Here is an 11,667-nt window from a genome sequence, read left to right on the forward strand (position 1 = left end):
ATGGAAAATAACACAGTAAATATAGAAAGTAAAAATAGCTTTTGGGCATCGGTCAGTTCGTTGTGGAGCGGGTTGATGTTGTCGTTGCGCCACATCCGGAAAGCTACCAAGCGGCGCAACCAGGCATATATTTCTGACAAAGATTATTTTGCGCAGAAAGAAGGATTAGTAACCTTAAAATATCCCTATGAAGCCATCCCGGTGCCGGATAATGGGCGTTACCGTTTGCACAACGAAATAGATGATTGCATCGTTTGCGATCTATGCGCCAAAATTTGCCCGGTTAATTGCATCGAAATAGAATCGATTAAAGCCACCGAAGAAATTGGCATTACCTCCGACGGCACTAAAAAGCGGTTGTATGCGCCTAAATTTGATATTGATCTGGCCAAATGTTGCTACTGCGGCTTATGCACCACCGTTTGCCCCACCGACTGTTTAACCATGACCAAGGTGTACGACTTTCCAGAAGTGGATATTAAAAACATGATTTACCACTTCACCGACCTCACCCCTGAACAAGCCCGCGAAAAACAGCTACTGTTCGAACAACAACAAGCCGCGAAGAAAAAATAGAAGTAAGTTGAAAAGTTGAAAAGTTTGCAAGATTAACTGGATTAATAAAATAGTGATAATTTTAAAAATACACTGGTATATAATGTTTGAAGTAAATTCTCAATTTAATTAAAGTTATAACCTTCTAACTTTTAAACTTTCCAACTTTTCAACTATGGTGCTGACCTTATTTTATGTATTTGCTTTTCTGATACTTTGCTCGGCGCTGCTCATGGTTTTCATGAAGAATTTGCTGCACGCGGCTTTTATGCTCTTAATTACTTTATTAAGCTTAGCGGCGGTGTACGTGTTGTTAATGGCCGACTTTATTGCTGTGACGCAACTGATGGTGTACGTAGGCGGAATCTTAGTTTTAATTTTGTTTGGAATTATGCTGAGTAACCGCGGCGATAATCTTTTTATCCGCTCTGAATCCAGTAACGTGGCGGCAGGGGGCTTGCTTACTTTTTTGTTACTTGGAGGTTTGGTGTACATTATTGCCCGGGTGGGTTTTACGCAATTACCCTGGATGAAACAAGGCGAAACCTTAGCAAGCACTGGTGCAAAATCTACTTTACATGGCATTGGTATCAACTTATTGAGTAACTTCGCGCTCCCGTTTGAAGTTGCTTCACTGGTTTTACTCGTGGCATTAATGGGAGCTGCCTTTATTAGTTCGCAAAGTAAATTGAAATAATGGCGTCCGTACCGCTCGAACATTTGTTGTTGCTCAGTGCTGTTTTGTTCAGCATTGGCGTTCTGGCCATTGTTATTAAAAAGCATGCGGTGGCCGTTCTCATGGGGATTGAGCTTATTTTTAACGCTGCAAATTTAAATTTAATTGCTTTTAGCCAGCACGACCCCCATTTGTTGCAAGGGCAGGTATTTGCGCTTTTTGTAATTGTGATTGCGGCCGCCGAAGCTGCCATTGCTTTGGCTATTGTCATAAAAGTATATCAATATTTTAACACTGTAAATGTAAACGAGGTAGATGCCTCGCAAGGATAAAGCGTTTTGAACACCAGTCTCCTGACAAGCTCAACCAACCAAAATCTTGCCTTCGCTTTTGCCGGAGGTTTGCTTTTGTTGCCCTTGCTGGGGTTTGCTGTTTGTTTTTTTCTTGGTAAAAAATTGCCTCGCCAGGGCGATTGGTTTAGCATCAGTGCGGGAGCACTCTCTTTAATGCTGGCCTTATATCTTTTTAGTCAGGTTTGGCAACAATTTCCTCTTCATCAGCAATTTACCTGGTTTAGGTTAACCGGCCTTAATAATACCCAGCAACTATTTACGGCAGGTGTTTACCTCGATAACTTGTCGGTACTGCTCCTGGTATTTGTTACCTTTATTTCTTTGCTGGTGCAAATATTTTCGGTAGCCTACCTCCACAACGACGAACATTATAACCGGTATTTTGCTTATTTAAATTTATTTACCGGCAGTATGCTGGGTTTGGTTTTAGCGGATAATCTGCTCCTGATTTTTATATTTTGGGAGTTGGTGGGTTTTTGTTCGTACCTGCTCATTGGTTTTTGGTTTTATCGTCCGGCGGCGGCGCAAGCCAGTAAAAAAGCTTTTCTGGTAAACCGTGTGGGCGATATTGGCTTACTGATTGGTTTATTCTTACTGTATAGTTTCTTTGGAACTTTTGATTTAATTACCCTAAAAGCGCAGATTGGTACTTTAATAAATAATTTACCCGCTGGTTCAAACACTTTTTCTGTTTCAGAAGTTTTTACTCCGGCGCAAATACCCACTTACCTGCTTACCTTAACCGGTTTAGCTTTATTTTGTGGCTGCGTGGGTAAGTCGGCGCAATTTCCGCTGCAGGTTTGGTTGCCCGATGCCATGGAAGGCCCTACGCCGGTTTCCGCTTTAATCCACGCGGCCACCATGGTAGCCGCTGGTATTTACCTGCTGGCCAAATGCTACGCTTTTTTCACCCCCGATGCGTTACTCATAATTACTTTGGTGGGGGCGCTTACCGCTTTCATGGGAGCATTAGTAGCCTGCACACAGTTTGATATTAAGAAAATCCTGGCTTATTCTACCATTTCGCAACTGGGTTATATGGTAATGGGTATGGGAGTAGGGGCACACGATGCCGCTTTGTTTCACCTGACTACCCACGCGTTTTTTAAAGCCGCTTTATTTTTAAACTCGGGCATTATTATTCATGCCGTTCATCATGCCTTGCTGCACGAAGATGCCGAAACCCGCGCCTTGATTGATGCCCAGGATATCCGTAACATGGGCGGACTGCGCCAAATACTTCCTTTAACTTTTTACGCGTATTTACTGGGGGCTGCTGCCCTGGTGGGCGTACCTTTCTTCTCAGGATTTTTATCCAAAGACGCTATTTTAATTGGAGCCTGGAATTGGGCTGCTTACGGCAAGGCAACTACCGGAAGTTACGGGTGGTATCTTGTTCCAATTGTAGGTTTTACCTCGGTGGCGCTTACAGCCTATTACATGATGCGCCAGCTCATTTTTGTTTTTTTGGGTAAGTTCCGGTTGGGTTTCGGCGAAAAGCACTTGCGGGTAAGCCCGCAACAAGAAGCTTCCTGGCTCATGCTGGTACCTGTTTTGATTTTATCCGGGCTGGCGCTCGGCTTTTTCTACTCTTTTAATCCACTATCGGGTAGCCATAGCTGGTTCCTGCAGGGCATTTCTTTAAAAATTTTAAATCCAAATAATCTTTTACTGGCGGGTACCTGGTTAAAAAATTTAAATTCCCTAGATCAGCATAATGCGCATTTACTGGCTCCCATTATATCGGTGCTCACCATTATTTTGGGGGGTGGCCTGGCATGGCGTCGATTTGGCCGTAACTTAATTACTAATGCCACCAACTATCAACTATCAGCTTTGCCGCCTTCCCGGTTTACAAAATTTATATTTTTAAATTTTTACCTTGATCGGGTTTACCAGAAAATGTTGGTGCAACCGATATTGTGGTTGGCTGCCGGGGTGGCCAAAACCGATGCCTACCTGATTGATTACAGCATTAACACCTTCGCTAAAATTTTGGTGGTTTTTTCTAAAATCGTGGGTTGGTTTGACCGGGCTATTGTAGATGGCTTGGTACGAGGTTTGGCGGTGCTTGCCCGATTATCTGGTAATGTAGGACGGTGGATGCAAAACGGCAAAGTCCAATCGTACTACTTATTTTCTTTACTGGGCTTGTTGCTGTTGGTATTTTATATTTTAATTTTTTAAAAAAAGCCTGCGGGAAACAAATAATTTGAATGAATTTTATCCTGAGTAGCCTGATCTTTATTCCGTTAGCATCTGTTCTGCTAATTCTTGCCTTGCCTGCCCGGTCCGTTCGCCTGATAAGATCGGTGGTTTGCGGGGTTACCTTCGTGGAATTGTTGTTGGCGGTACTGTTATTCTTCGAATTTTGGTCGGGTCCAGGTTTGGGTTCTTCTGGTTACCAATTTGTCGAAAAAGTTAAATGGATTAGTTTAAGCCTGAACAGCCTGGGCTATTTACAAATCAATTATTTTTTAGGGGTAGATGGCTTAAGCATTAGTATGGTGCTGCTTACCGGCATTATCGGGCTAGTGGGAGCCATTTCTTCGTTCAGCATTACTAAAAGCGTAAAAGGTTATTTTGCCTTATACTTGTTATTACTGGGCAGTATCATGGGCTGCTTTCTGGCTCTGGATTTATTCTTATTTTACCTGTTTTTTGAATTTATGTTGTTGCCCATGTACTTCCTGATTGGTATTTGGGGTGGCCCCCGGCGGGAATACGCGGCAATTAAATTCTTTATTTACACCCTTATCGGGTCTATTTTTATTCTGATTGTCATTATTGGTTTATATACCTCGGTTATAGATCCGGAAGCTACAGCGTGGCAAACCGGGGCATTATCTAAAAATATGTCCGTAGACGCAGAGATAATTAGTCGGGTACAACAACTATTAGCCGCGGGTAAATTGCCTAGCAATGTATTGGTGCATTCCTTCAGTATTCCCGATATGGTTTCGCCGCAAAACTTTATTCCGGATAGTTTACTGCACGTTACTTCGGGTAAAATGCTGGGTTCGGTGCCTATCCGTTTTGTGGCTTTCTTGTTAATTTTTGCGGGTTTCGCCATTAAAATGCCTTTGGTGCCGGTTCATACCTGGCTCCCCGATGCCCACGTGGAAGCGCCTACGCCCATATCCGTTATTTTGGCCAGTCTGTTGTTAAAAGTTGGAGGCTACGGCTTATTCCGGATTGTGTACCCAATCTTCCCGGATGCAGCGGTTTATTTTTCTTTTTTCCTGGGATTGCTGGGGGTGATTACAATCATCTATGGTGCGCTGTGTGCCTTAGCCATGAGTGATTTAAAAAAGTTAATTGCCTATTCCTCGGTATCGCACATGGGTTTTGTGTTGCTGGGATTAGCGGCTTTAACTTCCGAAGGAGCCAATGGCGCTATTTACCAAATGTTTAGCCACGGCCTTATTTCGGCCATGTTGTTTCTGGTAGTAGGTGTTATCTACGACCGTTCGGGCAGCCGTTCCATTGTTTGTTTCCGGGGGCTGGCCGATGTGATGCCGGCATTTACTACGGTAGTGATTATTGCTTTTTTTGCTTCTTTAGGATTGCCCGGTTTAGCTGGGTTTATCGCGGAGCTGCTGGTATTGTTGGGCGCTTTCGCCTCCGCTTCCACTTCGGGTATGTTGCCGCGCTGGTTAGCTATTGCGGCCATGAGTGGTATGCTATTAGGAGCTGCGTACTACTTATGGGCTTTGCAGCGCATGTTTTTTGGAAAACACTGGATTCATCCGGAACTGCGCGAACGAACCAAACTGACAGATTTAACTCTCCGGGAGTACGGTTTATTTATTCCGCTGGCTATTCTGGTAATTGTATTCGGAATTTTTCCTTCAATTTTGCTCGGCAAAATTAATCTGGACGTTAGCCTTTTTCTGGAACATGTGCTTACCCAAGGTAGTACCCAACTCCAGCAGGTTTTAAAATCCATGCCTTAAACCCGGAGCAACGTGCAAAAAACCGTACAAACCTTAACCGCCTCCCTGGAGCAAATTCAAAACGGATTAGGTTCCTTGCTGCCCGAATTGTTACTTGCCAGCTTGGGTATCTTGCTTATTTTTTTAGATTTATTTAAATCCGGAACCCTGAAGAAACTCTTACCTTGGGTAGCCTTGCTGGGTTTTGGCCTGGTACTAAGCTACCAATTGTACGAAGGCTTCCATATTTTAAAATTTGCGCTTTCCGATTCTTTTTTGCTGGGCTTGCTTTTAAAAGACGGTTTAAGCATGTACGCCGGTCTGTTATTTTCCTTGGCCGGCTTGCTCACCATTTTGCTGAGTTGGAACCATACTCTTTTTAAAACCCCAAACTTTGGCCAGGGTGAGTTTTATGCCTACCTGTTTATATTGGCAGTTGGTCTAAATTTCATGGTAAAGTCGGCTAACTTACTGCTTTTATTTGTGAGTATTGAGCTGGTTTCTATTGTGGGTTATCTCCTTACCATGATCGTGAAGGATAACGTGCGGAGTACCGAAGCCGGCATTAAATACATTTTGTACGGTACCATGGCCGCCGGAGTAATGCTGTACGGCATGTCGTTTTTGTACGGATTTACCGGTTCTTTGCAGTTTTTACAAGCCGATTTCTGGCAAGGCGTAAGTCAGGTTTTTCCGCCGGCGGTTACGGTAATTTTAGTTTTTACCCTGGCCGGTTTACTATTTAAAATTGCCGCGGTGCCGTTTCATTTTTGGGCGCCCGATGTGTACGAGAATACGCCTACCCCGGTAGTCGCCTTGTTTTCGTCGGCTCCTAAAATAGCGGGTATTGTGGTAATTTTGCGTTTGGTGGAAGTTTTAAAAGCGCAGGAATTATACCAGGCTTTATATTTTGATGTGCTGCTTTTTGTAGCGGGCATTGCCATTTTTACTTTAATTATTGGTAATTTTACGGCGTTGTGGCAAACAAAGCCTAAACGGATGCTGGCCTATTCTTCGGTTTCGCACGCCGGATTTATGCTGGCGGCCTGTTTGTCTTTGTCGGGCGATAACTTAAGCAATTTACTTTTTTACGTTACGGTGCTGCTTTTTACCAATTTCGGCCTATTCTGGTTTATTCAGGAGTTTGAAGACCGGTGGGGTATCAACCAATTTCCGGATTATAGTGGCTTGGGCCGGCAATATCCTTTATTAGGGGTGCTTACCTTAGTTTATCTGGTTTCCTTAACCGGTTTGCCACCTACGGCTGGTTTTACGGCAAAATTATTGGTTTTTAGCTCGGTTTGGCAAAATTACCAGATATCCGGTAATCCGTTAATGTTGGTATTGGTAGTAGCGGGTTTGTTGTTTACCGGGATCGCTTTTTTTTATTATGTAAAAATTCCGTATTTCTTATTTTTCAAAAGGAATTTACGTAAGCAAAAAAAGGTTATACCCGTAACTTCGCAAGTATTTATTCTGATACTCGCGTTGCCCATTATACTTTTTTTCTTTCGTACCGATTGGTTGATGAATTTTATTCATTTGTATATTAAATAGTAGCAGAGCTTATTTGTTGTTTCCTCTATTTTTAAAAATTAATTAAGTTTTTTCAAGCATTACAAAATTTTATTTAATTAAAAACGAACAAGTTAGCTCAAGTAACTTGCAATTCATTACTTCTATTTTTACTCTGAAAAATTATGAGCGACGCAATAAAGCATGAGTGTGGTATAGCTTTAATCCGGCTCCGGAAACCTACTCAATATTATGTCGATAAATACGGTACCGCCATGTACGGCATTAATAAGTTGTACCTGTTAATGGAAAAACAACACAACCGCGGGCAAGACGGCGCTGGGGTAGCTAGTATTAAAATTGATGCCGAACCCGGCACCGAATATATTTCGCGTTACCGCTCCGTTAAAACCCAGGCAATTCCAGCAATCTTTGGTAAAGTAAGCAGGGCGTATACCAAGCTAAAGAAACAGTTTCCGGATCAGGTAAACGACACCAAATGGCTCAAGAAAAATCTGTCTTTTTTAGGCGATGTTTACTTGGGCCATTTGCGTTATGGCACGCACGGTTTAAACAGCATTGATAACTGCCACCCCATGGTGCGGGAAAATAACTGGCGCAGCCGCAGTTTAGCTGTAGCCGGTAATTTTAACATGACCAATGCCGATGAGTTATTTAACGTGCTGGTAGATATTGGGCAGCATCCGCGCCAAACCACCGATACCATTACCGTTCTGGAAAAAATCGGCCATTTCCTCGACGAAGAAAATCAATCTTTGTTTGAGTCGTATAAACAACAACAATACACCAACACCGAAATAACCCACCTGATTGAAGATAATTTAAATTTACAACGGGTTTTGCGCCGGGCTTGTAAAGATTTTGATGGGGGCTACGCCATGGCGGGACTTACGGGTTATGGAGCAGCTTTTGTCGTGCGCGACCCTGCGGGTATCCGGCCGGCTTATTATTACATCGACGAAGAAGTAGTGGTAATTGCTTCGGAAAAACCAGCCATTAAAACTGCCTTTGGTATTGAATACAGCCAGATTCAGGAAGTAACGCCAGGGCATGCTTTAATCATTAACAAAAACGGCGGCTCCCGTGAACTCGAAATTTTACCGGAAGCCGAAAAGAAATCGTGCAGCTTCGAGCGCATTTACTTCTCGCGCGGCAACGATCCGGAAATTTACCAGGAGCGCAAGCGCATGGGCGAATTGCTTGTACCGCAAGTATTGGAGTCTATTGATTACGATTTAAAAAATACAGTATTCTCTTATATTCCCAACACCGCCGAAACGGCCTGGTTGGGCATGATGCAGGGCATTGAAGATTACTTGCGCAAGTACCGCAAAGAAGCTATTTTAAAAGGTGTAAGTCCGGAAGAACTGGACGAAATTTTAGTGGCCAAGCCCCGGGCCGAGAAGTTAGTAATTAAAGATGCTAAAATGCGCACCTTTATTACCGATAACGATAACCGCGACGACCTGGTAGCGCACGTGTACGACACCACCTACGAAGTTATCAATAAAGGCGTGGACACCATTGTGATGATCGACGACTCAATTGTGCGCGGTACTACTCTGGAGAAAAGTATCATCCGGATGCTGGACCGGCTGGAGCCGAAAAAGATTGTGGTGGTTTCCTGCGCTCCCCAAATTCGCTACCCCGATTGTTACGGCATTGATATGTCTAAACTGAAGGAATTTGTGGCTTTCCGGGCGATGTTGCACTTGCTGGAAGAAAACGATTTAGACGAAAAGCTGGAAGAAGTGTACGACAAGTGCCGCATGTACGAAGGCACCGAAACTTTTAAACACAGCAATTTTGTAAAAGAATTATTTGATTTATTTACGCCAGAGCAAATTTCGGCGAAAGTAGCTCAAATAGTGCGGGCTCCCGAAATTAACGCGGAAGTTGAGGTTATTTTCCAGACCATCGAAAACCTGCACGAAGCCTGCCCCAACCATACCGGGGACTGGTACTTTACCGGTAATTACCCCACTTTAGGCGGTAATAAAGTGGTAAACCGGGCTTTCATGAATTTCATGGAAAAGAAAGAAGTGCGGGCTTACTAAAATTTTAAATTTTTAAAATTTTAATATGAGAAAGGCGGCGTTTACCTAAACGCCGCCTTTTTTTGTTGATTTTATTACTGCAGTTCACACGTAGTACAACTAGAAGTTAACTTTTTGTATTTTACCATCGGTGTTGTATACAATGTAATAGGTTTTTAAACCAGAGCGTTCAATGGAGGTCGGGAAGTTTAAATTAGTTAAAACCGGCACATTTTTTTGCCGGCTCGAAAATACCAGACTACCGGCATTAGGAGTAAACGTAAAGGTTTGATTATTGAAAGCGCTGTATTCCACCACAATCGGGTGGCGGTCGGTGCCCAGTACAATATCGGTGGCGCTGGTAAAGCCGGTTTGATAAACCGAAACATTGCCCTGTAAATCAAATTCGTAAATGGGCGCTTGTTTTTGCGGGAACGGAAAGCCGGTAAAGGTAGATACTAAAAATTTATCCCCGTCGAAAGTAATGCCGGTAGGTACAGATTGGGCACCGGGTAGCTCCCCGCCCGCATACGGCACAGCCGGCACAAAAGCAAACATACTTAACTTACCGGTTTCAGCCTCCCGCCGGATAATGGCGTTAGCTGCCGCATCTACAATGTAAAAATCGCCTTCCGGACCAATCGTTAAATTGTAAATATTTGATTCGTTCGTGTCTTCGGTAAACTCGTAATTTTTAATAAAAGTACCTAAATCTTCGTATTTTAAATCAGATGCATGGTATGGCGTATCGCCGGGTTTAAACGTGGTAATATCTAATTTATATAAGCGGCCTTCAATGCCGTGTAAAATCCAGAGCACACCGTTTCTTAAAAGTAAATTATTCAGACCAACCACGGCGCCATCGTTAACAAACGAAGTAAAACCTTGTACTACCGGATAAACCTGACCATCCGGGGTAATTAAAGAAACCTGGCCGTCATTAATGCCCTCCAGCGACTTTCCGGTACCAGATTCAGTAATCCATAATTGATCTTTATTATCCGCTTCAATGCCTATGGGCGCGTGTAAGCCGGTAATTACATTTTTCGATTTAGGTGGCTTCGGTTTTATTTCGTCCACAATTTCATAAAATTCATCGCAACCAGAGGTGCCAACCAATAAGGCAAAAGACAGGAGGTAAGTAAGTTTTCTGCGCATTGTTTTTAGATTAAGTGAAAGGTTATAAATATATAAGTGACATGGTTCCAACCAATTCTATTTTTAAACCCGGAAAAATCTAAATGGGATATTTCTTTTATTCAAGAAATAAGATGTGTATTTGTACTGGCAAACGTAACTGAAAGCAGGAGGTTTTACAATCCGGATGGGGTATAAGCATAAATTTTATGATCCAGTGTAAATTCATTCATCGGAATTGTAAATTTTTAAAAATTTATATCTAAATGCATGCTCCATCCAGCCATTTACATTAAGTAAAATTTAGCTTTACGTACTAAGCACTTCTTTTTTAGAAAAATGGCAGGAAATAAAAATTTTTAAAAATTTAAATTTTCGGGTGGGCTAAAGCGGTTGGCTTCATTTATAATATGGGCTTTATGTTCTGAGTTAAACCGTAAATCTACCACCTGACCAATTACAATAATGGCAGGCGAGGTAACTTGCTGTTCCTGGGCTATCTGGTAAATAGTATCGATGGTGCCGCAGATAAGCCGCTCGTTGGGTAAAGTACCGTTTTGAATAATGGCTACAGGCGTATTGTTTTTGCCCAATACCTGAAAAACCCGGGTAATATCTTCCAGGTTTTTCATACCCATTAAAATAATAACGGTGGCCGACGATTGCGCAGCCAAAGCTATATCGGAAGAGATTTGTCCGTGTTTGGTGGCACCGGTAATTACCCAAAAGCTTTCGCTTACGCCCCGGCTGGTGAGCGGTATGTTCTGGGAGGCCGGAACCGCTACGGCGCTGCTGATACCCGGAACTACCGCCGTAACAATGCCGTGCTGGGCCGCAAACTGAATTTCTTCGTAGCCGCGGCCAAACACAAATGGGTCGCCGCCTTTTAAGCGCACCACGTGCCCGTATTCTAAAGCGTATTTAACTATGAGCGCGTTAATTTCTTCTTGCGGGTACTCGTGCTTACCGGAACGTTTTCCTACAAAAATGCGCGGCTTATCAGCGGGTACCAGATCCAATAAAGCCGGATTAATGAGAGCATCGTAAAGTACCAGATCGGCGGCAGCTAAAGCTTTCGCCCCTTTCAGAGTCAACAACTCCACGTCGCCGGGACCGGCGCCCACTAAAGTAACCTGGGGAGTTTTAGCGTTCATGTAATAGATAAACTGATAAAGCACCCAATATTACTTAATTTTTACTCTTATCCTGCCTTTTTGATAACAAGTATATCTGTTTTGTAGCCCAAAATACTTCTGAAGCAAGCGCTAAAGTTTTTAATTTTTTAAAATTTATTGGTCAAGTATACATTTAGGGTACTATAATAGGTTTATAGTATTATTAAAATGTATAGAACAGCGTTATAAAAATTTTACTATTATCAATGCAGATTAACTCTTCTAAAAGTCAATATAACATATGTACTACCCACAAAAAAACGG

The 11,667-nt window shown here is 42.8% G+C and carries 9 protein-coding genes; 7 read left to right on the forward strand and 2 right to left on the reverse strand.

Annotation, left to right across the window (positions count from 1 at the left end; all coding sequences use genetic code 11):
• From HUW51_RS18585 to HUW51_RS18615, 7 genes are all read left to right on the forward strand, one after another.
• The gene (locus tag HUW51_RS18585) at positions 1-576 is read left to right on the forward strand and encodes a 4Fe-4S binding protein (RefSeq protein ID WP_185271133.1); all 576 of its coding nucleotides are present in this window, start codon (positions 1-3) and stop codon (positions 574-576) included.
• Positions 577-730: 154 nt separating this feature from the next.
• Positions 731-1,252 carry an NADH-quinone oxidoreductase subunit J family protein gene (locus HUW51_RS18590; protein ID WP_185271134.1) on the forward strand — a complete coding sequence of 174 codons (522 nt, stop codon included), beginning with the start codon at positions 731-733 and terminating at the stop codon, positions 1,250-1,252.
• A complete protein-coding gene (gene nuoK, locus HUW51_RS18595; protein WP_185271135.1) occupies positions 1,252-1,563 on the forward strand; it encodes an NADH-quinone oxidoreductase subunit NuoK in 312 nt (103 codons plus the stop codon). Before HUW51_RS18590 ends, nuoK begins: the two co-directional genes overlap by 1 nt.
• A gap of 6 nt (positions 1,564-1,569) precedes the next feature.
• Complete coding sequence (gene nuoL / locus HUW51_RS18600) at positions 1,570-3,771, forward strand: NADH-quinone oxidoreductase subunit L (protein ID WP_228466723.1); 2,202 nt, start codon at positions 1,570-1,572, stop codon at positions 3,769-3,771.
• Positions 3,772-3,800: 29 nt separating this feature from the next.
• A complete protein-coding gene (locus tag HUW51_RS18605) occupies positions 3,801-5,540 on the forward strand; it encodes a complex I subunit 4 family protein (protein ID WP_185271136.1) in 1,740 nt (579 codons plus the stop codon).
• A gap of 12 nt (positions 5,541-5,552) precedes the next feature.
• On the forward strand, positions 5,553-7,076 hold the full coding sequence (locus HUW51_RS18610) for an NADH-quinone oxidoreductase subunit N (protein WP_185271137.1): 1,524 nt from the start codon (positions 5,553-5,555) through the stop codon (positions 7,074-7,076).
• Positions 7,077-7,219: 143 nt separating this feature from the next.
• The gene (locus tag HUW51_RS18615; RefSeq protein WP_185271138.1) at positions 7,220-9,112 is read left to right on the forward strand and encodes an amidophosphoribosyltransferase; all 1,893 of its coding nucleotides are present in this window, start codon (positions 7,220-7,222) and stop codon (positions 9,110-9,112) included.
• Between the two features lie 99 nt (positions 9,113-9,211).
• Here HUW51_RS18615 and HUW51_RS18620 read toward each other — a convergent pair whose 3' ends face one another.
• Together HUW51_RS18620 and cobA are read right to left on the reverse strand one after the other, a co-directional pair.
• A complete protein-coding gene (locus HUW51_RS18620; RefSeq protein WP_185271139.1) occupies positions 9,212-10,249 on the reverse strand; it encodes a ScyD/ScyE family protein in 1,038 nt (345 codons plus the stop codon).
• A 338-nt stretch (positions 10,250-10,587) separates the two neighbouring features.
• Entirely contained in the window at positions 10,588-11,382 is a 795-nt protein-coding gene (gene cobA / locus HUW51_RS18625) for a uroporphyrinogen-III C-methyltransferase (protein ID WP_185271140.1), read from the reverse strand.
• Positions 11,383-11,667: the final 285 nt, after the last annotated feature.

The organism is Adhaeribacter swui (assembly GCF_014217805.1).
In the GTDB taxonomy this organism is placed as follows: domain Bacteria; phylum Bacteroidota; class Bacteroidia; order Cytophagales; family Hymenobacteraceae; genus Adhaeribacter; species Adhaeribacter swui.